We start from the raw sequence: 24,875 nt of genomic DNA on the forward strand, positions 1-24,875 counted from the left end.
GGCCATTTTTCTGGCTCAATATTGGACCGAACGATCAATATAGATGGGGTCTGTGCGACCTCCTGGGCGGGCGTCGCCGCCGTTCCCGGATCCGCACCCGCCCCTTCCCCGGGGTTGCCAAGGAGCACTTCTCATGACCACGCGATTCGCCGACCAGTCCGTCCTCGTCACCGGTGGCGGCAGCGGAATCGGCCGCGCCATCGCCCTCGCCTTCGCCCGGGAGGGCGCCCGGGTCGCCGTCGCGGGCCGCACCGGGAGCTCGCTCGCCGAGACGGTCGGCCTGGTCGAGCGGGAGGGCGGCAAGGCCGTCGCCCTGGTCGCCGATGTGACGAACAGTCAGGACGCCGCCCGTCTGGTCCGGGAGACCGTCGAGCACTTCGGCGGTCTGGACGTCGCCGTCAACAACGCTGGGATCCTCGGTACCCCCGCACCCGTCGCGGACCTGGAGGAGGACGAATGGCGGCGCGTCCTGGACACCAACCTGACCGGCACCTGGCTCGCCATGAAGTACGAGATAGCCCACATGCGGGCCAACGGTGGCGGCGCCATCGTCAACATCGCCTCCAGCCTCGGCGTTCACCTGCGGCTGCCCGGCCTCGGTGCCTACGCCGTCTCCAAGGCGGCCATCGGCACCCTCACCCGCAGCGCGGCCCGTGACCACATCGGCGACGGCGTGCGGATCAACTCGGTCAGCCCCGGCCCGGTCGAGACCGCCATGTCCACCCGCCCCGGCGAGGGCACCGCCGAGAAGGCCGACCGGATGAAGGTCCAGGTCCCCGTCGGCCGCTCCGGCGCCGTCGAGGAGATCGCCGCCGCCGTCCTCCATCTCGCCTCCCCCGAGGCGGGCTTCACCGTCGGCGCCGACCTCGTCCTGGACGGCGGCATCACGGCCTGAGCCCTGAGCCCTGAGTCCTGAGCCCCGGCCCCGAACGGCCCCGGACGGTCGAGTGGCGGAATCTGTCGCTGCCCGACCGTCCGGCCGTGCTCTACGCGGACAGCGCCTGCCCGTCGTCGGTGAGGGCACAGGCGGCGGCGAGTTCGTCGAGGGAGAGGTCGAGGGCGAAGGCCAGGGCGGCGATGGTGAAGAAGGCGGGAGTGGGGGCGCGGCCCGTCTCGATCTTGCGCAGGGTCTCCGCGGAGACGCCGGCGGCCGCCGCGACCTCGACCATGCTGCGCTCGCCGCGCGCCTCGCGCAGCAGCGCGCCGAAGCGCTCGCCGCGCTCGCGCTCCCAGGGTGTCAGTGGAGTCCTCACCATGGTTTCGATAGTAGGGGGTGCGGCGGGGGAGACGGAGCGAGGTGCTGGCGGGCCGGAGTGGGGAGGGCCGGGGAGCGTGATACAAATACCGGTATAAGAATTGGGTTGATGAGGGGAGTCGAAACCATGGTGGAGCTCAAGTCGGATCCGGCGCTCGCCGCGATGCGCGAGGCCGGGCGGGTGGTGGCCGACGCCCTGGCCGCCGTGGAGGGCGCGGCGGCGGTGGGCGTCAGCCTGCTGGAGCTGGACGAGGTGGCGCGCGGGGTGCTGCGCGACGCCGGGGCGACCTCGCCCTTCCTCGGGTACCGGCCGTCGTTCGCGCCGGTGCCGTTCCCCGCGGTGATCTGCGCCTCCGTCAACGACGCCGTGGTGCACGGAATCCCGGACGGCTACCGGTTGCGCGACGGCGACCTGGTCAGCATCGACTGCGGCGCGGTGCTGGACGGCTGGGCGGGCGACGCCGCCGTCAGCTTCACCGTCGGCCTCCCGAGGCCGGGCGACCGGGAGCTGATCGACGCCACCCGGCGGGCACTGGAGGCCGGGATCGCCGCGGCCGTCGTCGGCAACCGGACCGGCGACATCGCGCACGCGATCGCCGGCGTCGCGCGCGGTGCCCGTTACGGCCTGCCGGAGGGCTTCGGCGGCCACGGGATCGGGCGGCGGATGCACGAGGACCCGCACGTGCCCAACGAGGGCCGCCCGGGCCGGGGTTACCCGCTCAGGCCCGGGCTGGTGCTCGCCATCGAGCCGATGCTCACGGCCGGCGGCCGGGACGACTACTGCACCGCCCCGGACGGCTGGACGCTGCGCACCACCGACGGCAGCCGGGCCGCGCACATCGAGCACACCGTGGCGATCACCGAGGACGGCCCGCGCGTCCTGACCCTGCCGTAGGGCCGCCCCGGCGCCGGGAGCCCCGGTGCCGAGCGGCCGCAGCCGACGCCGTCACACCAGCAGCCGCAGCCGGGACGCGGCGACGCCCACCCGGATGCTCTGGCCCCAGGTCAGCTCCAGCGCGTCCGCCTCGATGCCGTCCCCGAAGGCGACCAGCCGCTCGGACTCGACCGTCAGCACCAGCTCCCGGCCGCCGTCGAGCACCCCGTGCACCCGGCTGGTGCCGGTCGCGGGGGAGGGCCACGCCTCGCGGACGAACCAGGCGAGCGCCGGCGCGACCGCCTCCGGCAGCTGGACCGGGCCGCCGCGCTCCAGCCAGGCCGAGCGGCACCAGCCGGTGGCGCCGGTCCCGGTGCCGACCAACACGCCCGACGAGGCCTGCGGCTCCGCCTCGCCGCCGCTCACCGCCAGGCGGTAGCGCGCCGTCTGATGGCCCGGCTGCCCGAGGTACACCTCGTTCAGGGCCAGCAGCCGCTGGGTGTCGTCCGCGACCGCCTCGACCATGGTGCGCTCCTCCAGGTGCCGGGCGCCGGTGCGGCTGACGGCGGCCGGGAGCAGGGCGGAGAGCGCGGAGGCGCGGTGCCGGACCAGCACGCCGGGGTTGCGGCCGGGGTCGCCGTCCACCCCGATCACCGGCTGCCCGTCCAGGTACTTGGCGACGTTGGCGACCAGTCCGTCCTGGCCGACCACGACCACCACGTCCTCCGGCTCGAACAGGAAGCGCGGCAGGTCGGTCCGCTCCACTCGGGTGCGCCGCCAGTCCAGCGGCACGGCGGCCGCGGCCCTGCCCAGCGCCTCGGTCTGCCGGCGGTGGCGCTGTTCCACCTCCTCGACGGACCGGCCCCGGGAGGACAGGAAGAACGCGGCCTGGCCGGGCGTGCCGTGGTGGGCGAGCAGTTCGTCGTACTCGGTGCGGCGGTGCACCAGGACCGCCCTCGGTGCGAGGCTCACCGTCCGGCCCCGCCGCCGTTGCCCCCGCTGGGACCGCCGCCCTGGGCGCCCGCCGGTGCGCCGAGCCTGGCCAGCAGCCCGGTGAGCACGTCCGGGGTGAGGGTGACGCTGTCGATCCGGGGCAGGTGCTCCGCGAGCCGCATCAGGGCGAGCGCCCGCAGGACGCCCGGGTCGGCCTGCTGGTGGGCGGTCAGCCAGGCCGCCTCGGCGGCGGCGCGGGCGTCGCCGAGGGCACGGGCGGCGTCGGCCTCGGCGGTGGCGAGCCGGGTGCGGCGCTCGGCCTCGGCCTCGGTGCGGACTTTGTCGGCGACCGCCTCCTCCTCCGCCTGGAGCCGGCTGTTGGCGCCCTGCTGGGCGAGCAACTGTTCCTCCCGGCGGGCCAGTTCGATCCGGTTGGCGAGTTCGTTCTCGGCGATGCCGCGCTCGTGCTCCACGGCGACGGCCCGCCGCTCGAAGGTGGCCCGGTCGGCCTCCTGCTGGACCAGTTCGCGGGCGGGGGTGCGCAGCGCGCGCTCCACCTCCGGCTCGGGGCGCAGCGCGACCACCCGGACGGCGATCACGGCGAGCCCGGTCTCGGTGATCCGGGGCTCGGCGGCGAGCCCGGCGGCCATCCGCTCGCGGACCGCGCTGACACCGTCGACCAGCGCGGTGGCGAGCGGGGTGCGGGCGAGCAGGCCGAGGGCGTGCTGCTGGGCGGTCTCGGTGAGCAGGGTGGCGAGCTGGTCGAGCGGGGCGGCGCGCCAGGCGCCGGTGTCCGGGTCGATGCCGAAGTCCACGCGGGTGGCCGCGGTGGCCGGTTCGGTGATCCGGTAGGTGAGCGTGGCCTGGACGGTGACGTCCTGGAAGTCGGAGGTGCGGGCGTGGAAGAGCATGGCGAGTTCGCGGTCGTCCACCGGCACCTCGGAGAGGGCGGCGGTGAGCGGGCGGAACCAGAAGGCCAGCCCGGTGCCCTCGTGGGCGATCTCCCCTCGGTTCAGGTGGCGGATGTGGGCGGTGGGGACGGCGCGCAGATGGCGCAGTCCGAAGCGCTTGCTGATGTCGGCCATGAGTTACTCCCTCTTTTCGTCACTAGGACGATATTGCGGAGTCCGCAATCTCGTCAAGGTGACGAAAAGGGGTGGGCGGAGCCCGAGCCCCCCGGCGCGGGCCCTCGTGGGAGGATCGCCGGGTGCTGAGGATGCGAACGGACACGGCGCGGGAGCGGTACCGGGGGGCGGTGCGCGCCTCGGCGGTGCTGCTCGCGGCCGCCTGCGCGGTCGGGGCGGGTGGCGGGCCCGCCCGCGCGGCCGACGGCGCCGGCGAGCTGTTCACCCTCACCGACCCGCGCATCACCGAGTCCAGCGGCCTCGCCGCCAGCCAGGCCCACCCGGGCGTCTACTGGACGCACAACGACAGCGACGACGGCCCCTACGTCTACGCCGTCGACAGCGAGGGCCGCACCGTCGCCACCGTCACCCTGCGCGGCGTCAAGCCGCGCGACGTCGAGGCGATCTCGCTCGGCCCCGACGGACGGCTCTACCTCGGCGACATCGGGGACAACCTCGGCGGCACCTGGCCCGAGGTCTGGATCTACGCCTTCGCCGAACCCGCCGAGCTGCGCGACCAGACCGTGGACGCCGTCCGCTACCGGGTGCGCTACGAGGACGGGCCGCGCGACGCCGAGGCACTGATGGTCCACCCGGTGACCGGCCGGGCCTACATCGCCAGCAAGAAGCAGGGCGGCGGCGGCCTCTACCAGGGCCCCGAGAAGCTGTCGGCCACCGGCGTCAACACCTTCCGCCGGATCGGCGACGCCCCCTGGACCACGGACGGCGCCTTCTCGCCGGACGGCACCCGGCTCGTCCTGCGCGGCTACTTCTCCGCCACCCTCTACCGCTGGCAGGACGGTGCACCCGGTCAGCCCACGCCGCTCAGTGCGCCGTTGCAGCGCCAGGGCGAGTCGGTCACCTTCACCGCGGACGGCCGGGCGCTGCTCTACGGCAGCGAGGGAAAGGGCAGTCCGGTCTGGCGCTCACCGCTCGGCGACGGCCAACTCCCGGACACCGTCCAGCCGGTACCGTCCACCTCGCCGTCCTCGCCCCCTGCGACCGCACCCGCCCCGCCGCCCTCCGGGGCGCCCGCCGCCGCCTCCGCCGGCGACTCGTCCGGCGGGCCGTCGAACGGCGCCCTCGGCCTGCTGGTGGTGATCGCCGCCGTGGCCGCCGCGGCCGGCCTGCGCAGGAAACGCCGCTCCGGCTGAGGCGGTGTCGGGGCAGGGAACTCCCCACCCCGCAAAGGCCGGTTGACCGGATGGGGCGGGCGGCCCGCCGGCATCATGCCCTGTGCCTTCCGGCCGTACGCGCCCGCCGAGCCGCCGGTGCGGGGCACCGACCGGGGCCCGTCCACCATCCTGCTCGCCCGGAACCTGCGGGATCCGGCCACGCCCTACCAGGGCGCCCTCCGCCTCCGCGAGGCGCTCGGCACGCGGGCCCGGATGGTGGTCGTCGGCTCGGGCGGCCACGATGCCCACGTCGCCAACGGGAGCGCCTGCGGGGGGTGCGGTGGTGACGGACTTCCTGGTCACCGGCCACCGCACCGCCGGGGACACCCGCCGCCCGGCCGTCCGGCCGGGGCCCCGGACCGGCCCGCCGTCCGTGCCCCGGGTCTCCGTCCGCCCCGCGTCACCGCGGCCGGCGCGGGGCCGGGCAGGGCGGTCGCCGCCGGAGCCGAACCGCCCGCGGTGGGACGGGCCGTGGGCGAACGGCCCGCTCGGCGCGGGGCCTCCCCGGCGGGCCTGCGCCGAGCGATCCGAACGTGGCGAATCTGTCGCAGATTTGTAACCTGGCTTGGCGAACACCCGCCCCACGCACGGTTTTCGTGGACGTAGTGTTCCAGCTATGCCACCGAAGAGCCGCATACCTTCCCCGGACCCGGGCGACACGTGGGTGCCGCGACCCCGGCGCCGCGCCACCCCGCTCGCCCTGGCCGGCCACGCGGCGAAGTTCCTCGGCTACAGCACGCTGGGCGGCGTCCTGCTGGCGGGTCTGGTGCTGCCCGCGGCGGGGGCGCTCGGCCTCGGTGCGAAGAGCGGTGTCGAGAGCTTCGAGAACATTCCGGACGACTTCAAGGCCCCGCCGCTCACCCAGGCCACCCAGATCTTCGACGCCAAGGGCGGCCTGATCGCCAAGGTCTTCGAGCGTGACCGCACGGTGATCACCGCCGACCGGATGTCCCCCCTGATACGCCAGGCCCAGGTGGACATCGAGGACGCCCGCTTCTACGAGCACGGCGCGGTCGACCTCAAGGGTGTCCTCCGGGCCATCACCAAGAACGCGGAGAGCGGCGCCACCGTGCAGGGCGCCTCGACCCTGACCCAGCAGTACGTGAAGAACGTCAACGTCGAGAAGGCCGGCGACGACCAGGCCGCCGTCCTGGAGGCGCAGCGCAAGACGCTGGGCCGCAAGATCCAGGAGCTCAAGTACGCCATCAAGCTGGAAGAGGACCTGACGAAGGATCAGATCCTCACCAACTACCTGAACATCACCTTCTACGGGCACCAGGCGTACGGCATCCAGGCGGCCTCCCAGCGGTACTTCAGCAAGGACGCCATCGACCTGACGCTCCCCGAGGCGGCCACGCTCGCGGGCCTGGTGCAGAACCCCTCCCAGTACGACCCGAAGCTGCACCCGGTGGCCGCGCAGAAGCGCCGGGACACCGTCATCGACAAGATGGTGGAGAACAAGCACATCACCGCCGAGCAGGCGCGGGAGGCCAAGGCCGCCCCGCTCGGCCTCCGCTACAAGGACCCGCAGAGCGGCTGCATCATGGCCAACGCGGGCATGGGCTTCTTCTGCGACTACGTCCGGCACGTGGTCAGGCAGGACCCGGTGTTCGGCAAGACCGCCGCCGAGCGCAAGAAGCTGTGGGACCAGGGCGGGCTGAACATCTACACCACCCTGGACCCGGACAAGCAGGCCGCCGCCCAGAACGCGGTGACCAAGCGGGTCTACGTCACCGACCCGGTCTCGGCGGCCGTGACCATGGTCGAGCCGGGCAGCGGCAAGATCCTGGCGATGGCCCAGACCCGCCCCTACGGGCTGGACCCGAACAAGAACGAGACCGTCGTCAACTACAACGTGGACGCGGCGATGGGCGGCGGCAACGGCTTCCAGCCCGGCTCCAACTTCAAGCCGATCGTGGCCGCCGCCGCCCTGGAGGCCGGGCTGCCGGCCACCCAGTCGTACCCGTCGCCGAACCGGATGGACTGGCCGACGATCAAGACCTGCGACGGCACCTGGAAGAACCTGGAGAAGGGCAAGAAGGGCGGCTCGATCCCCAACGAGTCCTCCAGTGAGGAGGGTCCGTACGACCTGAAGCAGGCGATGGCCCTCTCGGTGAACACCTACTTCGTGCAGATGGAGCAGGAGATCGGCCTCTGCGCGGTCAAGCAGATGGCCAACAAGCTGGGTGTCGCGGGCAAGGCGAGCGGTGATCCGCTCCAGGAGCTGCCCGCGCTGGGCCTCGGCACCCAGGAGGTGAGCCCGCTGGTGATGGCGAACGTCTACGCCACCTTCGCCGCCGGGGGCACCCACTGCGCGCCGCTGGCGATCAGCGGGATCACCACGATGGACGGCAAGGACGTGCCGGTGAGCCCCGCCAAGTGCGAGCGGGTGATGTCCGAGAACACCGCGGACGTCATCAACACCGTCCTGCTCGGGGTGACCGAGAAGGGCGGCACCGCGCGCGACCTCGGCCTGGACGACGGCCGGCAGATCGCGGGCAAGACCGGCACCACCGACGAGAAGAAGTCGGCCTGGTTCAGCGGCTACACCGCCAACCTGGCCGCCTCGGTCTGGCTCGGCGGCCCGTCCAAGGGCGTGCCGATGAAGAACATCCGGATCGGCGGCAGGTACTACCCGGAGATCTTCGGCGCCACCGGCCCGGGCCCGATCTGGCAGCTGGCCATGAACCAGGCGCTGAGGAACATGCCGGAGGAGACCTTCGACACCGTCTACATCCCGGACCCGCCGCCCAAGCGCGACCCGTCCACGAGCCCGACCGGCTCCGGCACCAACGCGCCCGGCAGCGGCCAGCCGTCGTCCGGGGGCGGTAGCGCGGGATCAGGCCGGCCGCACACCACGCGCCCGAGCCAGCCGCCCGCCGACGACCAGTGACACCGCCGTGCCCCGGACCGCGTCGAACGGTCCGGGGCACGGGTGTGTCACCGTGCGGGCGGGGTCAGTTGACGCCCTTGGCGGCCCAGAAGTCCTGCCGGGCCAGCACGGTGGTGTCGGTCTGGTCGGTGAAGAAGCCGTTCACGCCCAGCTCGTACAGGTACCGGGCCCAGCCGATCGCGTCCCCGTACGCGTTGGGGTCGGTGCCGCGCCGGTAGTCCACCGGCAGGAAGCTGTTCTCGTTGCGCACCGTGTACGGGTGCAGCAGCAGGTCGGCCGCGTGCGCGTCGCGGACCAGGGTGGTCGGCGGCAGCAGCTTCCCGGCCGCGTCCACCGGGGCGATCAGCTGGGTGGTCGGGCCGATGCCGTGCGCGAAGGAGGCGATCCAGCGCAGGCCCGCCGGGGTGACCAGATCGGCCACCGTGCGCTTGTCGCCGGAGAGCACGAAGTCGTACGGCTGGCTGGTCAGGCCGCTCAGCAGCTGGATTCGCGGGTTGTCGACCAGCTTGGCCAGCCGCTGCAGGCTGCTCGGTTCGAAGGACTGCAGGATCGCCCGCCCGCGCTTGCCGGCCAGGCCCGCCCGGCGCAGCTCGTCCGCCAGCCGCTCCTCCAGCGGCAGGCCGATCGAGCGGAAGTAGCTCGGGTGCTTGGTCTCCGGGTAGAGCCAGACCTCGCGGCCGAGCTCGCGCGAGCGCTTGCGGGCGAAGTCGGCCAGCTCACGGAAGGTGAGGATCTGCCACCGGCCGTCGTACAGGGTGTTGCGCTGGCGCTGCTGCGGCAGGCGCTCCTTGGCACGCAGGGTGCGCAGCTCGGCGAGCGTGAAGTCCTCGGTGAACCAGCCGGTGAGCGGCTGGCCGTCGATGTTCTTGGTCGCCTTGCGGCTCGCGAACTCGGGGTGGTCGGCGACGTCGGTGGTCTCCGCGATGTTGTTCTCGTGCCGGACGACCAGGTGGCCGTCCCTGGTCGGGACGAGGTCCGGCTCGATGGCGTCCGCGCCGAGCTCCAGGGCCAGCTCGTACGAGCCCAGGGTCTCCTCGGGCCGGTAGCCGGGGGCGCCCCGGTGGCCGATGATCAGCGGGTGCGGCAGCCGGTCCAGGCCGGTGCCGGTGCGCACCGGCGTGCGGGTGCCGGTGGGGCGGGCGGCGGCGGCACCGCGCTCGTCGGAGGCGTCGGGCTGGTCGTCGGCCGGGGCCGCGAGCGCCTCACCGGCGCCGGCGGCGGCGAAGGCGGTGCCGAGACCGACCACGCCGGTCGCGCGCAGGAACCGGCGCCGTGAGGAGGCGGCCCCCGCCTCGCCGCCCGCGTCCTGGGCGTCGTGAGCCGGGCTGCTGCCGTCGAGCGGACGGTACGTCATGGATGCTCCTTGCTCGCACTGTTGTCATGGCGGTGCTGGTCGTCGCCCGCAGACTAGGAGCAGCGGCGCCCCGCCGGGTGGCCGTCGGGCGAACTGCGGGCGAATCTCCGCCCGCGCGCCGGGCGGTGTGGGTACCCGTACTCAGGTGCCCGGCCGCCGTCGGGCGGACGACGGCCCGGGTGCGCCGGGCGGCTACCGCGCCTCCACCGGCTCGCCGGTGTCCGGATCCACGTTGAAGACGCGGCGGTGCGTGTCGGTGACCACGGTGACCTGGTCGGGGCCGGTCCAGGTGGCCGCCAGGAAGGCGCCCTCGCCGGGGAACCTCCCGTCGACGGTGCCGAGCGACCAGCGCCGTCCGGACCAGCCGGAGCCGGTCTCCAGCAGGATCTGCCAGCTGTTGGCCTCGGTCTCCGAGCCGTACGAGCGGTGCACCACGACCAGCGTCCGCTCCGGCCGGGTCGGGGCGTCCTGACGGCTGCGCGTCTCGTCCGCCGCGGACACGTGGACGGCGAGCACCCCGATCAGGAAGAGCACGCCGGCGGTCACCGCGACGGCCCGGACCGCGGTCCGGGCGGCCGTGCGGCGCCCGCCGAGCCAGGCGGCGGTGATCAGCGCGGCGAGCGCCGAGCCGAGCAGCGGCTCGGGCCGGTTCAGCAGGTCCGCCACCAGCATCCGGCCGCCGGAACGGCTCTCCCACTGGCCCTCGGTGTAGAGGACCACGGACAGCAGCCCGGCGACGGTCAGCAGCCGCCGCACCGCCCCGCGATGCGTTGCCGGCATTGTCGTACCCCCCTGCCTCCTGGCGTGGATGTCTCAGAGCTCCAGGAGCAGCTTCCGCCCCGCCGGCCAGTCGCCCAGGCCGGATTCGGCGTTGAGGTGACCGTACGCGCCGGGCTCGACGTACCGGGCGCCCCACGCCCGGGCGAACGCCCGGGCGCGGTCCGGGGCGACCCAGGGGTCGTCGGTGCTGAACACCACCACCGACGGGAACGGGAACGGCCGCAGGGCCACCGGGCGGAAACCCGTCAGCTCCTGGACGTCCGCGTGGTCGACGTCGGCGGGCGCGACCAGCAGCGCGCCCCGGACGGCGGCGGTCCGGCCGGCCGGAGCGGCGGCGACCCAGCGGGCCACCGTCACACAGCCCAGACTGTGGGCCACCAGGACCACCGGACCGTCGGCGGCCGCGTCCACGACCGCCGCGTCCAGCCGGGCCACCCAGGACTCCGGATCCGGGTGGTCCCAGTCCTCCTGCCGGACCCGCCGGAACGCCGCCGGCTCCGCGGCCTCCCAGCGGCTCTGCCAGTGCTCGGGCCCCGAGTTCTGGTAGCCGGGCAGGACGAGGTAGGTGGTGCGGTCCGACATCGGAACGGAGTCCCTCCGGGAGAGCGGGCGCGGGCAGCAGGAGTCTAGGGGGCGCCCAGCCCCGGAGCCCCGCCCGGTCCGAGGGGGGCGCGCGCGACCGCTCACGCGCTGTTCTGCACCCGGTGCGCCCTGTTGCGCCGGAGACGCCCGGTGCGGGAGGTTGTTCCAGGCCCTGCCGGACACCACCGGCCCGGGCCCGCACCATGTCTGACGGTCGATCATATGGAGGGATGTCCGCGATGGCATCGAAGATCCTGCTCGTCACCGGTGATGCCGCGGAGTCGCTGGAGGTGTTCTACCCCTACCAGCGGCTGCGCGAGGAGGGCTACCAGGTCGACATCGCGGCGCCGACCAGGAAGCGGCTCCAGTTCGTCGTCCACGACTTCGTCGACGGTTTCGACACCTACACCGAGAAGCCCGGCTACACCTGGCCGGCCGATCTCGCCCTCGCCGACGTGGACCCGGCCGACTACGTCGCGCTGGTCGTCCCCGGCGGCCGCGCCCCCGAGTACCTGCGCAACAACGCCGACGTGAAGCGGATCGTCCGGCACTTCTTCGAGGCCGACAAGCCCGTCGCGCAGATCTGCCACGGCCCGCTGATCACCGCCGCCGCCGGGGTGCTCACCGGCCGCCGCAGCGCCGCCTACCCGGCGCTGGAGCCCGATGTGGCCGCCGCCGGCGCCGAGTACGTGGACGGCGAGGCGGTCGTGGACGGAGTGGTCGTCTCGGCCCGCGCCTGGCCCGACCACCCGGCGTGGATCCGGGCGTTCGTCGAGGTGCTGCGGGTCAAGGCGCCGCTCGCCTGACCTCGGCCGCCGGACGTGCCCCCGAGGGGGTGTCAGGGTCGGTGCCCGACCTGAGGCGTAGCGACTCGGCCGGAGAAGATGGGACCTGGGTCGGATGCGCACCAGGCCCTGGGGCTGACGACCGGGGTGCGGGCAAGCTGTCAGAGTGTCAGCTGTCGTGACCGGGGCGGGTGTTGTGCGGATCCGCCCGTTCGAACGCGGGAGGCTGGCATGGCAGGGGCACTGAACAGCGGGGCGAACGACCGGGCGGACCGGGCGGACGGCGTGGACGTCGCCGGGCGGGGGCGGCAGCGACGACGGAGCGCGCTGGCCGCCCGGGCGGCGGTCGTCGTGATCGCGGGCGCGGGTCTGCTGGGCACCCTCGCCCCGGCCGCCGGCGCGCAGGGCACCTCGCCCTACCGGCCGGCGGCCCCCGGTACCGGTCCGGCCGCCGCCGGGCCCGCGCTGCGCGTGGACCGGTCGGCGCTCGACGACGCCGTGCGCGGCATGGTGAAGGCGGGCGGCGCCTCGGCCACACTCGCGGCGGTGCGCGAGGACTACCGCATCACCTGGCAGCGCGCGGCCGGCACCGCCGACCTCGCCACCGGCGCGCCCGCCACCGCCGACGGCCGGTTCCGGATCGGCAGCGTGACCAAGACCTTCGTCTCGACGGTGATCCTCCAACTCGCCGCCGAGCACCGGATCCGGCTGGACGACTCCGTCGAGACGATCCTGCCCGGCGCGGTGCCGAACGGCTCGGGGATCACCGTCCGCCAGCTGCTCAACCACACCAGCGGCCTCTTCAACTACACCGAGGACGCCTCCTTCGACCTCTCGGACCCCGCCAGGCTCCAGGCGTGGCTCAGCGGCGGCCGCTACACGTCGTACCAGCCGCAGCAGCTCGTCGACCTCGCCAACACCCACCCGCCGTACTTCGCCCCCGGCCAGGGCTGGCACTACTCCAACACCAACTACATCCTGGCCGGGATGATGATCGAGCGGGTCACCGGCCGGAGCTGGGCCGACGAGGTCGAGCGCCGGATCATCCAGCCCCTCGGCCTGACCGGCACCTCGATGCCGATCAACTCGCCCGTCATTCCCGGCCCGCACGCCAACGGTTACTACCAGGTCGCCGGCGGCCCGGAGGACGTCACCTCGCTCGACCCGTCCATGGCCGGCTCGGCCGGGGCCGGTATCTCCACCACCGCCGACCTCACCACGTTCATCTCCGCCCTGCTCGGCGGGCGGCTGCTCGGCCCGGCCGAACTCCGCGAGATGAAGCGGACCAGCGCCTACGGCGAGGGCACCACCTACGGCCTGGGCCTCCAGCGGAAGGACGGCCCCTGTGGCGAGTACTGGGGCCACGGCGGAGGCATCCCCGGCTACAGCACCATGATGCTCGGCGAGGTCCACGGACAGCGCCAGTTCGCCGCCTCCATCAACCCCTATGACGTCTCCAACGGACCCGCCGCCAACGCCGCCTTCGACAACCTGGTCGCCACCGGGATGTGCGGCGGCCGCCCGCCGGCCGCGGCGGCAGCCGCCCCGCCGGCGGCCGGGCTCCCGGAGAGCGCCGGGCGGATCGGCTGACCGGCCCGGCCCGCCGTGGAGTGGTCCGGGCGTCCGGGGCCGCTCAGCCGGGCAGCCCCGCCCCGGTGCACGGCCCGCCGTCCGGCACCGGGGCACGCCCGCCCGGCACCGGGGAAGCCGCGGGAAGCTCCGTCGCCCCCGGCACCGGCCGGTGCCGGGGGCGACGGTCGGCGGCCCAGGCGATCACCGCGATCACCGCGCCCGAGGCGGCCAGCCCGGCGCCGACCAGCGTGGGCGAGGTCCAGCCGAGCCCGGCGTCCAGGGCAAGGCCGCCGAAGTACGCCCCCTGGGCGTTGGCCAGGTTGAACGCGCCCTGCACGGTCGCCGAGGCCAGGGTCGGCGCGCTGCGCGCCTTCTGCATCACCAGGGTCTGCACGGCGGGCACGATCGCGAAGCCGAACATCCCCACCAGCACCACCGTGACGGCGGCCGACCACTCGGTGCGGGCGGTCACCGCGAACAGGGCGAGGGTCGCGGCGAGCAGCAGGAAGGCGACGCAGACGGTCGGGCGCAGCGCCCGGTCGGCCGCGAAGCCGCCCAGCACGTTGCCGATCGTCATCCCGACGCCGAACAGCGCCAGCACCAGGGTCACCGACCCGGTGGCGTATCCGGAGACCTCGGTGAGCAGCGGCGCGATGTAGCTGTAGCAGGCGAAGAAGCCGCCGCAGCCGAACACCACGGTGGCCAGCGCCAGCCAGAGCTGCCCGTCGCGGAACGTGCGCAGCTCGTGCCGCAGCCCGGACTGCGCGGGGGAGGGCAGTTGGGGTACCAGACGGGCGATGGCGAGCGTTCCGGCGGCCCCGATCACGACCACCACCAGCATGGTCGCCCGCCAGCCGAGGTGCTGGCCGAGCAGGGTGGCGACCGGCACGCCGACGATGTTGGCGACGGTCAGACCAGAGAACATCACGGCGACCGCCCTGGCCCGTCGCTGCGGGGCGACCAGCTCGGCGGCGGCCACCGCCCCGGCGCCGAAGAACGCGCCGTGCGGCAGCCCGGTGACCAGCCGCGCCGCGGCCAGCGACCAGAAGTCGGGGGCGAGCGCGCAGAGCAGGTTGCCGGTCGCGAACAGGCCGGCCAGGGCGACCAGGACCGCCTTGCGCGGCCGCCCGGCCGCGAGGGCGGTGAGCAGCGGGGCGCCGATCACCACTCCGATGGCGTACGCGGAGATCAGCCAGCCGGCCTGCGGGATGGAGACGTCGAGGCTGTCGGCCACCTGGGGGAGCAGCCCCATGGCGGCGAATTCGGTGGTGCCGATGGCGAACGCGGTGACGGCCAGGGCAACCAGCGCGAGTGGCAAGGGGGTACTCCGGAGTGACGCCCGCACGCGGGGGCGGCGGGAGGAAGGGGCCGCGCGAGGACAGCACGGGACACGGCGGGGGTGACGGGTTCGTGCGGAATCCTAGCCGGGCCGGATGGCGCCCCCGTGTGGAGCTCATGGCAAGACGGTGACGCACGGGGGTCGCCAGGCGGGCGCCCAGGCGCGAGACTGGGGTCATGTGCCGCAATATCAAGACACTGCGACCGCCCGTGACGCCCGACGCCGGAACGGAGGACTTCCACGCGGCCGCCCTGCAGTACGTGCGGAAGGTGTCCGGTTTCCGAGCCCCGGCGGCCCACAACCAGGAGGCCTTCGACCGGGCCGTCGAGGCGGTCGCCGAGGCCACCGCCCGGCTGCTCGCCGAGCTCGAGGTACGCGGCGCCCCCGCCCGTGCCGACCACGCCACCGCCGACGCGACCGTCTAGACCGGCGGCGGAACAGGGACCAGGAGGCCGGTGATGAACCCCGCCCATCGTTATGTGCTCACGTTCCCGGGCACCCCCGGCACCCAGGCCCCGCAGGATGTCGTGGTGGTCAGCCGCACGGCGACGGTCGGTCCCGGCGGGCACCCCGTGTACGAGGACGACAGCGGCATCGTCCGGGCCGAGATCAGTGAGGCGGGGGAGGTCCGGATCCTCGCCAGCGGGGGCCACCAGTCCGTGCATCTCCCCGTCCACGCCGAGCCGCTGCCGTAGTCGGCGACCGCCTGCCGCGGGCCGGCCGACCCGGCGGTTGTCGGCCCGCGGAGCCGGGCAGAATCGACACATGACCACAGCGCGCTGGCAGGGCCAGGTCATCGCCGAGAGCGATGACACCACCGTCGTCGAGGGCAACCACTACTTCCCGGCCGATTCGGTCCGCGCGGAGTACCTGAGCCCGTCCGACACCACCACCGTCTGTAGCTGGAAGGGCACCGCGGAGTACTACACGCTGACCGTGGACGGCCGGACCAACCCGGACGCGGCCTGGTACTACGCCGACCCGAAGCCCGAGGCGGAGCACGTCCGGGGCCGGGTGGCCTTCTGGCGCGGGGTGGAGATCACCGAGTAGCGCGTACCGCCGCGCCGCACCGGGTACCGGCAGAGCATGGCACTCTTCAGGAAACCGGGGCTCAGGAAACCGGGGCGCCGCGGGCCTGCCGAGCCCACCCCGGAACACGTCGCCGACGAGCTGGCCGGACTGGTCGAGGAACTGGAGCGGCCCACCCCCGGGGCGCCCGCGGGCGCCCCGGCCCGGCGGGTCACCGGGGACCGGGCCGAGCGCGCCCGGCGCCGGGGCGCGGCTCTGGTCGCCTCCGTCGCCCGGCTGCTCGGCAGCGGCGGCCGGGTCGCCGCCAAGGGCGCCGCGTACGGCGGCCGGGCCCTCGCCGACCAACTGGTGCAGGCCGCACCGCGAATCCCGGTGCGTGATCTGGCCACCCTGCGGGCCCAGCATCCCGGTGCCGCCGACCCGGACCGGCTGGCCGACCTGCTGATCACCGGCGCCTGCCGCGCCTCGGGCGCGCTCGGCGCCGGGGTCGGCGCGGCGGCGATGCTGCCCGTACCGCCCGCGATGCCGGTGGAGATCGCCGCCGAGACGCTCGCCGTGGCGGCCGTGGAGATCAAGCTGATCGCGGAGCTGCACGAGGTGTACGGCGTCCCGGCCCAGGGGACGGCCACCCAGCGGGCCTTCGCCTACCTCGGGGCCTGGGCCAACCGCCGGGGCGTCGACGGGGCGGCCCTGGTCAGACCGGCCGGGTTCGCCGCGATGGCCCTCGGCTCCGAGGTGCGCCAGCAGGTCCGCAAACGGCTCACCCGCAGCTCGCTGCGCCGCCTGCCCTCGCTGACCCCGCTGCTGGTCGGCGCCGGCATCGGCGCGAACGTGAACCGGCGCGACACCCGCAGGCTCGCCCGTGAGGTGCGCGCGGACCTGCGCTCCCGCGGCCCGGCCGTCCCCGCCTACTGGTCCGCCGCGGCCCCGGCGGTCCCGGGCGAGGCCGAGCCGCAGGACTGACGGAGGCCCGGGCCCGGGACCGGGCGGCCGCAGGGCCTCCACCGCGGCCGTCCGGTGATGCCGGACGGAGCCCCTACGTGCCCGGTGCCTCCGGGGCGCTCGCGCCCCGTCCGGCCTTGACGCCGTTGACCATCGCCTGGTGGACCGCCCGGGCGACGGCCTCGTCCGGGGCCGGCACGGGACTGCCCGCCACCGTGTACCAGTCCAACGCGCCCGTGTACTGCACGGTCAGCCGGGCCTCGCCGTCCGCCCAGGTGGTGTGCAGGGTCAGGTCGCCGGATATCGGGCCCACTTCGGCGGTGGTGACCCCGCCGGGCCCGCTGATGATCGACTGGGTGGTCCAGGTCGCCCAGGATGCCTGCGGATCCCCGGGCGGGTCCGCCTGCTGCCCGCGCTGCGCCTCCGTGCCGTGCTGCTGTTCGCTCATGCGTCGATCCTTCCTCGCCGGTCTGCCGCCGCTGCGGCAGCGACATCGCGGTCGCTGAGGCCGCCCGTACGCCGGGCGGCCTCGTGGCAACTCGTTCGTCGTGGACGGTCAGCTACCCGCCACGGGCTCTTCCATGGGGGCGCCTTCCGCCTGCGAGGTGTCCTGCGCGTGCTGGTTCTGCATCGAGGTGATGCCCTCCTCGGGGTCGGCCGCGCGGATGTCCTCCTCGCGGTCGGCGCTCACCTCGGACCGTGCGCTCATGTCGGTCATCGTGGGCTCCGTCTCCTCGGCCGACCGGGGCGTGCCGCAGGTCGCAGGTCGCGGGACGCCGGGGCGCCCCGCGGCGCCGGGCGGCCGCCGGGCCGGGTTTCTCTGCCCCTCAAGCCTGCCTCCGCAGCCGCCGTACGGCCAACCGGGGCCCGCGCCGGGGCCGACCGGGCCGCCCGGCCGCCCGCGCGGTGTCACCAGGTGACCGGCACCGACTCCACTCCGAAGACGACCGCGTCCGTGCGGAAGGACAGCTCGCTCTCGGGTACCGCGAGCCGCAGCCCGGGCAGCCGGCGGAACAGCGTGGCCAGGGCGATCTGCAGCTCGGCCCGGGCCAGCGGCTGGCCCAGGCACTGGTGCACGCCGAAGCCGAAGGCGACGTGGCGGCGGGCGTCCCGGTCCAGGTCCAGCTCGTCCGCGGGCAGGTGGCCGGGGGTGGCGAACACCGCGTCGTCCCGGTTGGCGGTGGAGAGCATCGCGATCACCCCGTCGCCGGCCCGGACCAGGGTGCCGCCCAGCTCGACGTCCTCCAGGGCCAGCCGGGGCAGGCCGGTGTGGACGATGCTGAGGTGGCGCAGCAGCTCCTCCACCGCGCCGGGTACCGCCGAGGGGTCGGCCAGCCGGGCGGCCTGTTCGGGGCGGCGGAGCAGGAGAACGGTGGAGAGGGCCGTCATGTTGGCGGTGGTCTCGTGCCCGGCGACCAGCAGCAACAGGCCGGTCGAGGCGATCTCCCGGAGGGAGAGGTCGTCGCGGGCGGCGAGCCGGCTGAGGATGTCCTGGCCGGGGCTGCGGCGCTTCCGGGCGGCCAGGCCGCCGAGGTAGTCCAGCAGCTCGGCCTGGGCCCGGGCGACCTCCGCCTCCTCGGCGGTGGTGCTGATGATCACGCGGCTGAGGGCCTGGAACAGCTCGCGGTCCTCGTACGGGACGCCGAGCAGCAGGCAGATCACCAGCGAGGGCACCGGCAGCGCGAAGCCGGTGACCAGGTCGGCGGGGGAGCCGCTCGCGATCATCCGGTCGATCGCCTCGTCGACGATCTGCTGGATCTCCGGGCGCAGCGCCTCGACCCGCTTGACCAGGAAGTCCTCGGTGACCATGCGGCGCAGTCGGGAGTGCTCGGGGTCGTCGAGGCGGATGAAGCTGGGATCGGCAGCGGCGATCTCGCGCCGGCCGGGGGTGACGAAGGGGAACTCGGGCCGACGGGCGTCCGCGCTGAACCGGCGGTCGGAGAGCACGGTACGGACTTCGCGGTAGCCGGTCACCAGCCAGCAGGAGGAGCCGTCCAGCAGCTCGGCGCGGGTGACGGAGCCCTCGCGGGCGGCCTCGGTGTAGGCGGGCGGCGGGCTGAACGGGCACCCGCCGACGCGCGGGGCGGGCAACAGGCGGGCGGGGGCGGTGGGCGTGCTCGTCAAGGTGGATTCTCCTCGCGTGGCAGGTGACGGAAAGCGGGTGGCGAGTGGACGGTGGCGGCCGGCCGGCGGTGTGCCGCCCGGGTACCCGCGGCGCGCACCCGGTATGGGGCGCCGGGCAGGGGCGCCGGGCCTCGACGGGGCGCAGGGGACGGGGGACCCCGCGCCCCACCCGTCGGTCACGACGCCCGGTCGTCCCCGGCGTCTCCCGTCTCTCCCGCGTCCTCGGTGACGGTGATCGCACCGCCCGGGCAGAGCTCCGAGGCGAGTCTCACATCGTCGAACAGCGTTGGTGTCACAAGAATCTGACGAAGTATCACCAGTCCGTCCAGGTCGCCCTGCTCGAAGATCTCCGGCGCGGTCAGAACGCACTGGCCGGAGCTGCAGCAGCGGTCCTGGTCGATGCTCACCTGCATGTACGGACACCTCTCGGTGGTGTGGCGCCGGATCATCCGGGCCGGCTGCCCCCGCTGTCTGTGTCAACCTAACCGTCGCTCTGTCGCACACGAAGAGTGCGTAGGCGGTATCGCACAGAATGGCCGAATCTGTTTCCGAATCGAACAGCCGTGACACGGAAGGAATTTGAGTGAACGTCACATCTGAGGCGGGTGTCAGAGCCCCTCGGTCGCGGCGATCCGGCGGACGGTGGCGACGGTGTCCGCCTCGTCGGCGCTCTTGTCCGTCCGGTAGCGCAGTACCCGGGCGAACCGGAGGGCCAGCCCGGCGGGGTAGCGGGGGCTGCGCTGGACGCCGTCGAAGGCGATCTCCACGACGAGTTCCGGCCGTACCCGCACGATGTACGCATCTCGTTCGACCTCGCGGGCGAGCAGTTCGCCGGTCTGCCAGGCGAGGATTTCGTCGGTCAGGCCCTTGAAGGTCTTGCCGAGCATCACCCACGGCCCGAGGCCGGGCTCGCCCGCGGCCCGGGCCCCCAGATGCAGATTGCTGAGGAAGCCGCGCCGCCGGCCGCTGCCCCATTCGGCGGCCAGCACCACGAGGTCCAGGGTGTGCCGGGGCTTCACCTTGATCCAGCCCGCGCCGCGCCGCCCGGCCGCGTAGCCGGCCGCCGGGTCCTTGACCAGGACGCCCTCGTGGCCGAGCGCCAGGGTCTCGCGGAAGAACGCCAGTGCCCGCGCGCGGTCCCCGGTCTCGACGCGCGCCACCCGCAGCCCGGCCGGCGCGGACTCGGCCAGGGCGGACCAGCGTTCCCGCGCCGGACGGTCCACCAGGTCGTCGCCGTCCCGGTGCAGCAGGTCGAAGAAGTAGGCGCTGAGCGGGACTTCGGTGCGCAGCCGGCCCGGATCCCGGCGGGAGGCGGTCCGCGCGGCGGTCTCCTGGAACGGGCGCGGACGGCCGTCGGGGGTGAGCGCGATCGCCTCGCCGTCCAGCACCGCCGAACGGACGGGCAGGCTGAGCGCGGCCTCCGCCACCTCGGGCACCCGGGCGGTGATGTCCTCCAGACCGCGGGTGAACACCGCGACGTCCTGGCCGTCCCGGTGCACCTGCACCCGGATGCCGTCCAGCTTCCACTCCAGCGCGGCCGGTCCGGTCCGGTCGAGCGCCGAGGCCACGTCCGGTGCGGAGGCGGCCAGCATCGGCCGTACCGGGCGGCCCACCTCCAGCCGGAAGGCGTCCAGGGCCGGCACCCCGCCGGTGAGCGCCGCCTCGGCGACCGCGCGGGCCGAGCCCCGGAACATCAGCGCCCGGCGCACCGCTGCCGCCGGTACTCCGGTGGCCTGCGCCACCGCGTCCGCGACGACGGCGTCCAGCGCGCCCTGGCGCAGTTCGCCGATCAGGACCGCGCGCAGGAACCCCTGCTCGGCCTCGGTGGCCCGCTCGAACAGCCCGGCCAGCAGCCGGCGACGCTCGGCCTGCGCGCCCGCGCCGTGCACCTCGGCGATCCGTTCCAGGGCCCGTTCGGTCTCCCGGACGCCGAGCGAAGGCCCGGCGGCGGCCGGCGGGAGATCCCGGAGACTCGCGGGCCCGATGCCGGTGCGCAGCCGGTGCGACTCGCCGGAGAGCAGCGAGACCGCCGCCGGGGCCTCGGCCGGACCGAGCTCGCGAAGGAGGTCCGCCAGCAGGGCGGTCTTGGCCCGGCGACCGGGCTCGTCCGCCACGGCACGGGAGACCAGGGCCAGGTGTCGGAGCAGCATACGGGGCTCCTCGGGTGCGGGTGCGGGTGTCGGCCGGGAGGTCCAGGATCGGCGACCGGGCCCGGCCCGGGCCGCAGGACACGCTTCGGCGGTCTCGCCGGCGGCGCGATGGACGGCGGGTGGACGCACTGCCCGCCCGGGGGCCGCTCGCCGCCGGGCGCGGCCGGAACGCGATCGGGGGTTGATACTGGTGTGCTCTCGTAATCAACTGTCGCCAGTTCCTTGTGGAACCCAGCCTGCTGGTGACCGTGTGTGGTCTCCAGTGGCGTATCGGCTCCAGGTCCCGCCGGTCTCCTTGAGCAGGTGGGTGGTGGTCTTGTCGTGGTAGCCGAGAGCGTCCGCGACGACGGGGGCGGGCACCTCCAGGAGTTGCTGTCGGATGGCGGCTCAGCCGGGGAGTTCTTCGCTGTCCGGCAGAAGTCGTCGGAGTCCATCGACGGTCTGACGTCGGTGGAACGGGTTCTCTGGAACTGAGGGGAGCACGCTGACCGGCATCTTGAGCGTCGCCAGCTCGGTGTCGGTGACGGCTCGCAGGGTCTGCCCGTCCGGCAAGTCACGAATGATCTGGTCGGAGGCGCCGAGGTTGGTCAGGCCGATGCGGGTGCGGAGTCCGCTGCGGGGTCTCCGGCGGTTGCGGGCCATGCCAGCGCCAGTCTTGCGATCCAGAGGCCGCCATGGATCAGGAGGACTGCGGAGTTGTCCGTGTCCATCAGCGCCAATGGAGATCTCCGATCATCGCAACTTCCGCGCCTCCGTCGGCGAATACGACCTGACCGGTAACGAAACGGTTGTCCGCGCCGGCAAGCCAGCAGATGAGCTCGCCAACCCACTCCGGCCGCCCAGGAAAGCCGCCGAACGGTTGCGGTGAGGCGGTCTCGACGGCGGTGCGGACGTCTTCGCTCGCGAAGATCCAGGAGGCGGCAGGTGTGTCGACGACGCCGGGTGCGACGGCGTTGAGGGCGATGCCGGCTCCCGCCCATTCTGGTGTTGAGGCAACCCTGCGCACCCAACGATTCAGCGCACGCTTGGCGGCGCCGTAGGCGCCCGCGGCACCAACGAGAGATGGCTCAGCGTTGGCAAGAGCCACGGCAGCGGCTTCGTCGCCGTCGAGGCATGCCTGCAGGACGCGCTCGTCCGCGGGCGCCAGCGAAGAGGTCGACGACACGGCCACAGCTCGAGGCGCATCGCTCTGCGCCAGCAGCGGCCGCAAGCCTTCGAGCGTCGCGACGGCACCGAAGTAGTTCGTCTCGAGGAGCCCGGTCCTGCCACCACCCGCGACGGCGAGCACTGCGTCGATGGGCCCACGCTCGGCCACCTGGTCGACCAGTGCCTGTCGGCCCCGGGGCGTGGACAAGTCTGCCTGGATGTCGGCGTCGTTGAGGTCACACCCGATGACCTGGGCGCCGCGCTCGCGAAGCAGCGTCGCGGTGGCAGCGCCGATGCCGGACGCCGAGCCGGTCACGACGTACGTCCGCCCGACGATTCCTGTATATGGCATTGCTTCCTTCCGTGTTCCCGTCCTGGACGGCGGTGGCGTTTCAGGACCGCAGAATCTGCGTTCCCTCACACTGCTTCCTGCGATTTCAGGCACTCGACGCCCGCCTCAAGGGGAGGCCGGGACCCCGCGCCGTCGGTAGTGACAAGGGCTGCCTGCGACCGAGGTCCGGCTTGGCGCGGCTGGTTCACCGGGGACCTGCGGAGCATCTATGGCTGCTCACGCGTGCCGCGGTCGAAGAGTTCGATGAGCTCGTTTGCGCACAGGTCGGGGTCGAGGCCGGCGGACAGGAGCGGGGCCGCGTTGTCGATCGAGGCTCGCAGCGCCGCCGCCATGACCTGAGGATCGAAGGGGCGGAAGGCTCCGGTGCGCTGCCCGGTGGCGAACAGGCGGGCCAGCCGGTTCTGCGATTCGATGTGGTGTCGTTCCCAGCCGCCCAGACCGCCGTTGAGAAGGATCTGTTGGAGCGCCCGCATGTGCGCCGAGTGGCCGGCGATGAACCCCACGTTCGCCCGGATGGCGGCGGCGAGCAGTTCGCGAGTGCCCGTCGCGGCCTCAAGGGCGGGCCGCATGTAGGTGTCAACGTCGGCGACGATCTGGTCGGCGACGGCTGCAAACAGTTCGTCTTTGCTGGAGAAGTGGTAGGTGATCAGCCGCTTGCTGCTGAGCCCGGCCTCCTTGCAGATGGCCTCGAAGGTGGTGGCCTGGTAGCCGCGCTCGCCCAGCAAGGCGATTGCGGCACGAGTGATCTGTTCCTTGCGGGCCGCAGTCGCTGCATGACGGGTAGTCATGATGGTGCGCTTACTTGTCTGATTGGGGGTAGGCCCACGGGGACGGCCTTGCGGCCCGCCACGACCGCCACCACGGCCAGAGATTTATCCATACGGATAAAGTTATCCGCACGGATAACGTATGGCAAGTCGTATCGGATCGCCACTGGAAGATCTCGGGCCTGACGGCTTCCCAGCGCGATGGTGAGCTGTCATCAGTGTTCCCGTCTTGCGGTGCGTTGGCTGATGTCAGCGGCGTAGGTGGTCCAGTCGCCGGCTGCGGCTCGCTGCCATTGGACGGCGACGCTGATGTGGATGCCGAGCATGCGTGCCAGTGGTGCGGCTGGGAGTTCCTCGGCGAGTTGGAACAGGGCCGCAGTGCGGGATCGGCCGGGGAGGACGCCGATGGCGCGGAGTCGCTCGGAGAGCCGGAACGAACTGATCGGGTGTCCTGGTCGTCCGCCAGGGAACAGCCACGGCGACGTGTCGGGGGGCTCCGAGTGACGCGTGCCCCTGGCGATCCGCGACCACGTGGTGCAGGCCAACCTCCAGGAGGGCCGCCACGCGCTCGCCCGGAAGATCTTCCACGGTCGGGCCGGACAGCTCTACCAGCGCTACCAGGACGGCATGGAGGATCAGACCGGCGCTCTCGGACTGGTCCTCAACGCCCTGGTGTTCTTCGACACCAGGCACATGGACGCCGCCGTCACGCAGCTGCGCGAGGACGGGTTCGACGTCCGCGACGAGGACGTGGCCCGCCGCTCCCCCCGGCGACGGTCGTCAGCGGCGCAGGACGCCGACGACCCGCTCCCTGCCGGGGATGGGAGCGTCCTCGCACGCGGCGGGCGTGACCAGGCAGGGGCCCACCCACTTGAGGGCAGCACCAACGTTATGAAGTGGTGGCGGCGCAAGCCCGCACGGCCCGGGGACACCGGCCCCGACCTCGCTCACACTCGGCAAGAGCTGAGCGTCACGCCGGCGGCCGGGTGAGTTTGGCGGCCACGGCGTCGAGGACCCAGTCCAGGCCGGTCGCGAAGGATGCCTCGGCGTCCACGTCCGTGCCGTCGTACACGGCCTTGGTCAGCGCCGGGAAGCGGCCCGTGGCCAGCATTCTCATCACATGCAGGCCGGAGGCGCGCTGCCAGTCGTGCTTGGACAGCCCCGTGGCGCGTTCGGCCCGAAGGTTCGCGATCTCGCGTCTGATCGCGCCGGTGAAGTAGGCGCTGACAGTCTCCACGGCGCGCATGACGGTGTCGATGTCGGCGAGGCCGTCGAGGGCGGCCAGCATGGCCTCGGTCACGGCGAGGCCGTTCGGGCCCAGGGTCGGGCGGCCGCCGAGCAGGTCGGCCAGCCATTCGTGACGGAGAGCGGCCTGCCTGGTGCGGTGGGCGAGGATGCGCAGGGCCTCCCGCCAGTCACCGGACTGCTCCTCGGGGAGAATCTCGGCGTGGACCTCGTCCACCATGAGGTCGAACAGCTCCTCCTTGGTGGAGATGTATCCGTACAGCCGCATCGGGCCGGCGTCCAGCCGTGCGGCGACCTTGCGCAACGACACCGCCCCCAGCCCGCCCTCGTCGGCCAGCGCGATGGCGGCGGCGACGATCCGCTCCCGGTCGAGCGGCACGGGGCGAGTCGGCGGCTCCGGCCGGTCCCACACAGTCATGGTCACGCCGTTCTGTTGCGATGCGTCGTCATGGGG

General features: G+C 73.6%; 27 protein-coding genes and 1 pseudogene. 12 read left to right on the forward strand and 16 right to left on the reverse strand.

The annotated features are described in order from the left end of the window. Window positions 1-133: 133 nt before the first annotated feature. Window positions 134-895 carry an SDR family NAD(P)-dependent oxidoreductase gene (locus ACIQIB_RS19750; protein WP_400759304.1) on the forward strand — a complete coding sequence of 254 codons (762 nt, stop codon included), beginning with the start codon at window positions 134-136 and terminating at the stop codon, window positions 893-895. Window positions 896-986: 91 nt separating this feature from the next. On the opposite strand, the gene ACIQIB_RS19755 is transcribed toward ACIQIB_RS19750, so the two are convergent. Next, window positions 987-1,256, reverse strand: coding sequence for a helix-turn-helix transcriptional regulator (locus tag ACIQIB_RS19755; protein WP_363612706.1), 270 nt, complete (start codon window positions 1,254-1,256; stop codon window positions 987-989). 126 nt (window positions 1,257-1,382) lie between these two features. Between ACIQIB_RS19755 and map the strand changes: the two genes are divergently transcribed. Then, on the forward strand, window positions 1,383-2,150 hold the full coding sequence (gene map / locus ACIQIB_RS19760; protein ID WP_400759477.1) for a type I methionyl aminopeptidase: 768 nt from the start codon (window positions 1,383-1,385) through the stop codon (window positions 2,148-2,150). A 51-nt stretch (window positions 2,151-2,201) separates the two neighbouring features. Here map and ACIQIB_RS19765 read toward each other — a convergent pair whose 3' ends face one another. Next, window positions 2,202-3,101, reverse strand: coding sequence for a hypothetical protein (locus ACIQIB_RS19765; RefSeq protein WP_400652786.1), 900 nt, complete (start codon window positions 3,099-3,101; stop codon window positions 2,202-2,204). Continuing rightward, the gene (locus ACIQIB_RS19770) at window positions 3,098-4,147 is read right to left on the reverse strand and encodes an SPFH domain-containing protein (RefSeq protein ID WP_400652788.1); all 1,050 of its coding nucleotides are present in this window, start codon (window positions 4,145-4,147) and stop codon (window positions 3,098-3,100) included. The genes ACIQIB_RS19765 and ACIQIB_RS19770 overlap by 4 nt, the downstream gene beginning before the upstream one ends. 131 nt (window positions 4,148-4,278) lie before the next feature. Here ACIQIB_RS19770 and ACIQIB_RS19775 point away from each other — a divergent pair, with 131 nt between their 5' ends. From ACIQIB_RS19775 to ACIQIB_RS19785, 3 genes are all read left to right on the forward strand, one after another. Then, window positions 4,279-5,340 (forward strand): hypothetical protein, encoded by a 1,062-nt coding sequence (locus tag ACIQIB_RS19775; protein ID WP_400759308.1) that lies wholly within the window; start codon window positions 4,279-4,281, stop codon window positions 5,338-5,340. Between the two features lie 75 nt (window positions 5,341-5,415). Beyond that, window positions 5,416-5,967: an alpha/beta hydrolase gene (locus ACIQIB_RS19780; protein WP_400759311.1), complete on the forward strand. Its 552-nt coding sequence runs from the start codon at window positions 5,416-5,418 to the stop codon at window positions 5,965-5,967. Window positions 5,968-5,977: 10 nt separating this feature from the next. After that, window positions 5,978-8,254: a transglycosylase domain-containing protein gene (locus ACIQIB_RS19785; protein ID WP_400759314.1), complete on the forward strand. Its 2,277-nt coding sequence runs from the start codon at window positions 5,978-5,980 to the stop codon at window positions 8,252-8,254. Between the two features lie 64 nt (window positions 8,255-8,318). On the opposite strand, the gene ACIQIB_RS19790 is transcribed toward ACIQIB_RS19785, so the two are convergent. From ACIQIB_RS19790 to ACIQIB_RS19800, 3 genes are all read right to left on the reverse strand, one after another. After that, window positions 8,319-9,608 (reverse strand): glycerophosphodiester phosphodiesterase, encoded by a 1,290-nt coding sequence (locus tag ACIQIB_RS19790; RefSeq protein WP_400759317.1) that lies wholly within the window; start codon window positions 9,606-9,608, stop codon window positions 8,319-8,321. Window positions 9,609-9,800: 192 nt separating this feature from the next. Further along, window positions 9,801-10,388, reverse strand: a complete 588-nt coding sequence (locus ACIQIB_RS19795; protein ID WP_400759320.1) for a hypothetical protein — start codon at window positions 10,386-10,388, stop codon at window positions 9,801-9,803. 33 nt (window positions 10,389-10,421) lie between these two features. After that, window positions 10,422-10,970, reverse strand: a complete 549-nt coding sequence (locus ACIQIB_RS19800) for an RBBP9/YdeN family alpha/beta hydrolase (protein ID WP_400759323.1) — start codon at window positions 10,968-10,970, stop codon at window positions 10,422-10,424. Between the two features lie 239 nt (window positions 10,971-11,209). Between ACIQIB_RS19800 and ACIQIB_RS19805 the strand changes: the two genes are divergently transcribed. Together ACIQIB_RS19805 and ACIQIB_RS19810 are read left to right on the forward strand one after the other, a co-directional pair. Continuing rightward, complete coding sequence (locus ACIQIB_RS19805) at window positions 11,210-11,776, forward strand: DJ-1/PfpI family protein (RefSeq protein ID WP_363612722.1); 567 nt, start codon at window positions 11,210-11,212, stop codon at window positions 11,774-11,776. 210 nt (window positions 11,777-11,986) lie between these two features. Then, window positions 11,987-13,345 carry a serine hydrolase domain-containing protein gene (locus ACIQIB_RS19810; RefSeq protein WP_400759325.1) on the forward strand — a complete coding sequence of 453 codons (1,359 nt, stop codon included), beginning with the start codon at window positions 11,987-11,989 and terminating at the stop codon, window positions 13,343-13,345. A gap of 43 nt (window positions 13,346-13,388) precedes the next feature. On the opposite strand, the gene ACIQIB_RS19815 is transcribed toward ACIQIB_RS19810, so the two are convergent. Then, on the reverse strand, window positions 13,389-14,645 hold the full coding sequence (locus ACIQIB_RS19815) for an MFS transporter (RefSeq protein ID WP_400759328.1): 1,257 nt from the start codon (window positions 14,643-14,645) through the stop codon (window positions 13,389-13,391). A 197-nt stretch (window positions 14,646-14,842) separates the two neighbouring features. Between ACIQIB_RS19815 and ACIQIB_RS19820 the strand changes: the two genes are divergently transcribed. The 4 genes from ACIQIB_RS19820 to ACIQIB_RS19835 all read left to right on the forward strand — a co-directional run bounded on the left by ACIQIB_RS19820 (window position 14,843) and on the right by ACIQIB_RS19835 (window position 16,658). Beyond that, window positions 14,843-15,091: a DUF2277 domain-containing protein gene (locus ACIQIB_RS19820; RefSeq protein ID WP_363612728.1), complete on the forward strand. Its 249-nt coding sequence runs from the start codon at window positions 14,843-14,845 to the stop codon at window positions 15,089-15,091. A gap of 33 nt (window positions 15,092-15,124) precedes the next feature. Beyond that, window positions 15,125-15,361 carry a DUF6296 family protein gene (locus ACIQIB_RS19825; protein ID WP_363612730.1) on the forward strand — a complete coding sequence of 79 codons (237 nt, stop codon included), beginning with the start codon at window positions 15,125-15,127 and terminating at the stop codon, window positions 15,359-15,361. A gap of 70 nt (window positions 15,362-15,431) precedes the next feature. Continuing rightward, a complete protein-coding gene (locus ACIQIB_RS19830; protein WP_363612732.1) occupies window positions 15,432-15,716 on the forward strand; it encodes a DUF427 domain-containing protein in 285 nt (94 codons plus the stop codon). 36 nt (window positions 15,717-15,752) lie between these two features. Beyond that, entirely contained in the window at window positions 15,753-16,658 is a 906-nt protein-coding gene (locus tag ACIQIB_RS19835; RefSeq protein ID WP_363612734.1) for a hypothetical protein, read from the forward strand. 73 nt (window positions 16,659-16,731) lie between these two features. Here ACIQIB_RS19835 and ACIQIB_RS19840 read toward each other — a convergent pair whose 3' ends face one another. The 8 genes from ACIQIB_RS19840 to ACIQIB_RS19875 form a co-directional block, all read right to left on the reverse strand. Beyond that, entirely contained in the window at window positions 16,732-17,085 is a 354-nt protein-coding gene (locus tag ACIQIB_RS19840) for a hypothetical protein (protein ID WP_400652799.1), read from the reverse strand. A 108-nt stretch (window positions 17,086-17,193) separates the two neighbouring features. Continuing rightward, window positions 17,194-17,346 (reverse strand): hypothetical protein, encoded by a 153-nt coding sequence (locus tag ACIQIB_RS19845; RefSeq protein ID WP_363612738.1) that lies wholly within the window; start codon window positions 17,344-17,346, stop codon window positions 17,194-17,196. Between the two features lie 200 nt (window positions 17,347-17,546). Then, the gene (locus ACIQIB_RS19850; RefSeq protein WP_400759331.1) at window positions 17,547-18,761 is read right to left on the reverse strand and encodes a cytochrome P450; all 1,215 of its coding nucleotides are present in this window, start codon (window positions 18,759-18,761) and stop codon (window positions 17,547-17,549) included. Window positions 18,762-18,937: 176 nt separating this feature from the next. Beyond that, complete coding sequence (locus ACIQIB_RS19855) at window positions 18,938-19,174, reverse strand: ferredoxin (RefSeq protein ID WP_400759334.1); 237 nt, start codon at window positions 19,172-19,174, stop codon at window positions 18,938-18,940. A 195-nt stretch (window positions 19,175-19,369) separates the two neighbouring features. Next, the gene (locus ACIQIB_RS19860) at window positions 19,370-20,911 is read right to left on the reverse strand and encodes an ATP-dependent DNA ligase (protein ID WP_400759337.1); all 1,542 of its coding nucleotides are present in this window, start codon (window positions 20,909-20,911) and stop codon (window positions 19,370-19,372) included. A 387-nt stretch (window positions 20,912-21,298) separates the two neighbouring features. After that, complete coding sequence (locus ACIQIB_RS19865) at window positions 21,299-21,553, reverse strand: hypothetical protein (RefSeq protein ID WP_400759340.1); 255 nt, start codon at window positions 21,551-21,553, stop codon at window positions 21,299-21,301. 67 nt (window positions 21,554-21,620) lie between these two features. Then, window positions 21,621-22,373 (reverse strand): SDR family oxidoreductase, encoded by a 753-nt coding sequence (locus tag ACIQIB_RS19870; protein ID WP_400759342.1) that lies wholly within the window; start codon window positions 22,371-22,373, stop codon window positions 21,621-21,623. Window positions 22,374-22,615: 242 nt separating this feature from the next. Further along, window positions 22,616-23,197, reverse strand: a complete 582-nt coding sequence (locus tag ACIQIB_RS19875) for a TetR/AcrR family transcriptional regulator (protein ID WP_400759345.1) — start codon at window positions 23,195-23,197, stop codon at window positions 22,616-22,618. Between the two features lie 516 nt (window positions 23,198-23,713). Here ACIQIB_RS19875 and ACIQIB_RS19880 point away from each other — a divergent pair. Then, window positions 23,714-23,944 (forward strand): annotated as a pseudogene (locus ACIQIB_RS19880) (Tn3 family transposase); the annotation flags it as partial. Window positions 23,945-24,146: 202 nt separating this feature from the next. Here ACIQIB_RS19880 and ACIQIB_RS19885 read toward each other — a convergent pair. Next, window positions 24,147-24,839: a TetR/AcrR family transcriptional regulator gene (locus ACIQIB_RS19885; protein ID WP_400759480.1), complete on the reverse strand. Its 693-nt coding sequence runs from the start codon at window positions 24,837-24,839 to the stop codon at window positions 24,147-24,149. Window positions 24,840-24,875: the final 36 nt, after the last annotated feature.

This window comes from Kitasatospora sp. NPDC092286 (assembly GCF_044755565.1).
Taxonomy (GTDB): Bacteria; Actinomycetota; Actinomycetes; order Streptomycetales; family Streptomycetaceae; genus Kitasatospora.

Bases quoted from the DNA above. Each gene is read 5' to 3' on its own strand.
- ACIQIB_RS19750 (WP_400759304.1), top strand. From the start codon at position 134: ATGACCACGCGATTCGCCGACCAGTCCGTCCTCGTCACCGGTGGCGGC.
- ACIQIB_RS19755 (WP_363612706.1), bottom strand. From the start codon at position 1,256: ATGGTGAGGACTCCACTGACACCCTGGGAGCGCGAGCGCGGCGAGCGC.
- map (WP_400759477.1), top strand. From the start codon at position 1,383: ATGGTGGAGCTCAAGTCGGATCCGGCGCTCGCCGCGATGCGCGAGGCC.
- ACIQIB_RS19770 (WP_400652788.1), bottom strand. From the start codon at position 4,147: ATGGCCGACATCAGCAAGCGCTTCGGACTGCGCCATCTGCGCGCCGTC.
- ACIQIB_RS19775 (WP_400759308.1), top strand. From the start codon at position 4,279: ATGCGAACGGACACGGCGCGGGAGCGGTACCGGGGGGCGGTGCGCGCC.
- ACIQIB_RS19780 (WP_400759311.1), top strand. From the start codon at position 5,416: ATGCCCTGTGCCTTCCGGCCGTACGCGCCCGCCGAGCCGCCGGTGCGG.
- ACIQIB_RS19785 (WP_400759314.1), top strand. From the start codon at position 5,978: ATGCCACCGAAGAGCCGCATACCTTCCCCGGACCCGGGCGACACGTGG.
- ACIQIB_RS19790 (WP_400759317.1), bottom strand. From the start codon at position 9,608: ATGACGTACCGTCCGCTCGACGGCAGCAGCCCGGCTCACGACGCCCAG.
- ACIQIB_RS19795 (WP_400759320.1), bottom strand. From the start codon at position 10,388: ATGCCGGCAACGCATCGCGGGGCGGTGCGGCGGCTGCTGACCGTCGCC.
- ACIQIB_RS19800 (WP_400759323.1), bottom strand. From the start codon at position 10,970: ATGTCGGACCGCACCACCTACCTCGTCCTGCCCGGCTACCAGAACTCG.
- ACIQIB_RS19805 (WP_363612722.1), top strand. From the start codon at position 11,210: ATGGCATCGAAGATCCTGCTCGTCACCGGTGATGCCGCGGAGTCGCTG.
- ACIQIB_RS19810 (WP_400759325.1), top strand. From the start codon at position 11,987: ATGGCAGGGGCACTGAACAGCGGGGCGAACGACCGGGCGGACCGGGCG.
- ACIQIB_RS19820 (WP_363612728.1), top strand. From the start codon at position 14,843: ATGTGCCGCAATATCAAGACACTGCGACCGCCCGTGACGCCCGACGCC.
- ACIQIB_RS19825 (WP_363612730.1), top strand. From the start codon at position 15,125: ATGAACCCCGCCCATCGTTATGTGCTCACGTTCCCGGGCACCCCCGGC.
- ACIQIB_RS19830 (WP_363612732.1), top strand. From the start codon at position 15,432: ATGACCACAGCGCGCTGGCAGGGCCAGGTCATCGCCGAGAGCGATGAC.
- ACIQIB_RS19835 (WP_363612734.1), top strand. From the start codon at position 15,753: ATGGCACTCTTCAGGAAACCGGGGCTCAGGAAACCGGGGCGCCGCGGG.
- ACIQIB_RS19840 (WP_400652799.1), bottom strand. From the start codon at position 17,085: ATGAGCGAACAGCAGCACGGCACGGAGGCGCAGCGCGGGCAGCAGGCG.
- ACIQIB_RS19845 (WP_363612738.1), bottom strand. From the start codon at position 17,346: ATGAGCGCACGGTCCGAGGTGAGCGCCGACCGCGAGGAGGACATCCGC.
- ACIQIB_RS19855 (WP_400759334.1), bottom strand. From the start codon at position 19,174: ATGCAGGTGAGCATCGACCAGGACCGCTGCTGCAGCTCCGGCCAGTGC.
- ACIQIB_RS19860 (WP_400759337.1), bottom strand. From the start codon at position 20,911: ATGCTGCTCCGACACCTGGCCCTGGTCTCCCGTGCCGTGGCGGACGAG.
- ACIQIB_RS19865 (WP_400759340.1), bottom strand. From the start codon at position 21,553: ATGGCCCGCAACCGCCGGAGACCCCGCAGCGGACTCCGCACCCGCATC.
- ACIQIB_RS19875 (WP_400759345.1), bottom strand. From the start codon at position 23,197: ATGACTACCCGTCATGCAGCGACTGCGGCCCGCAAGGAACAGATCACT.
- ACIQIB_RS19885 (WP_400759480.1), bottom strand. From the start codon at position 24,839: ATGACTGTGTGGGACCGGCCGGAGCCGCCGACTCGCCCCGTGCCGCTC.